The organism is Dietzia aerolata, assembly GCF_014144865.1.
In the GTDB taxonomy this organism is placed as follows: domain Bacteria; phylum Actinomycetota; class Actinomycetes; order Mycobacteriales; family Mycobacteriaceae; genus Dietzia; species Dietzia aerolata.
In genome coordinates this window covers 1-1,047 of the sequence record NZ_JAALDM010000302.1, presented here as the reverse complement: position 1 = coordinate 1,047, position 1,047 = coordinate 1, and the positions used below count along the sequence as shown (strand labels likewise).

Genomic DNA, 1,047 nt, shown 5'->3' with positions numbered 1-1,047 from the left:
ATCGTTATAGGGCTGTGACCTGCAACGATGGGTCGGCGGCGGCCGGTCCTGGTGCCCGTCTGCCTCGCGGCGATGGGCGGGGGAGTGGGCTAGGCTGCGACCGGCGCGGCGGCCTCCGGCTCGCCGCTGATCGCGTCGAGCAGGGCATGGGCGGCGGCCTGGACTCGGGCGGCGGTCGCCTTGATCGCTGCGGTGTCGCCTCCGGCCCAACTGGCGACGTATCCGAACGAGTAGTCGCCGGTGTCGAGTCCGTGCGTGCCTGCGACGACGTAGGCGACGCTCTCGGCCTCGACCTCGCGCGTCGCGCTGTCCTGGTCCTTGGTGGCCTTGCCGTCGTCGTCGGTGTGGAGCAGGGCGTGGGCGGCCTCGTGGATCATCGTCTTCGCGGCGTGGGCGTCGCTGAGGTCGGCGTCAACGACGATGCGGCGGGAGCCGTCCACCATGCAGTAACCGTTAGTCGCGCCGGGGATCTGCTCGCGCTCGACGGTCCATCCCTGGGCCGTCATGTGGGCGCTGATGCGCTCGAACAGCTCGGCGGGGTCGTCGCCCTGGAGCTGGGCCACGGGCGCGGTCGGCTGCTCGACTCCCTCGATGGGGTCGGTCTGCGAAATGTCAAAGACGGTCGCGACGGGCGGCGGGCACTTGACCCACTTGCTGACCTTCTCGCCGGTCTGCTCGTCCTCTTCGGTGACCTTGCGGAACGGCTTGCCGAAAATCTTGATCCCGGTCTCTCCCTTGCGAACCTGCCGCCCCTTGCCCTGCCACGCGCGGAAGCCTGCGACCTGCGAGGCGTGCGGGCACTGAATCTGGATCAATAGGGCGTTGTTCACGCTGTAGGTGTGGAACGAACCGAGGAAGTCGAGCCAGCGGCGCCACTGCTCGGAATCGGCCAGCGCGGCGACCCCGGCGGCGAGGTCGGCCTGCATCGCCTCGACCTTGGCCTCACGGGCTGCGCGCGCGGCTTCGCGCTGCTTGGGGGTCATGGTGGTCTTGCGCTTGGTGGCCATTTCGGCTTCCCCTCTCCTTGTTGGTGTACCACCATACTAG

The 1,047-nt window shown here is 68.9% G+C and carries 1 protein-coding gene; it reads right to left on the bottom strand.

Annotated elements, in window-relative coordinates:
* Window positions 1–89: 89 nt before the first annotated feature.
* Complete coding sequence (locus G6016_RS15385) at window positions 90–1,007, bottom strand: ArdC-like ssDNA-binding domain-containing protein (RefSeq protein WP_182633487.1); 918 nt, start codon at window positions 1,005–1,007, stop codon at window positions 90–92.
* Between the last annotated feature and the right edge of the window lie 40 nt (window positions 1,008–1,047).

Excerpts from the sequence above, each read along its gene's own strand:
- G6016_RS15385 (WP_182633487.1), bottom strand. The coding sequence starts at position 1,007 with ATGGCCACCAAGCGCAAGACCACCATGACCCCCAAGCAGCGCGAAGCC.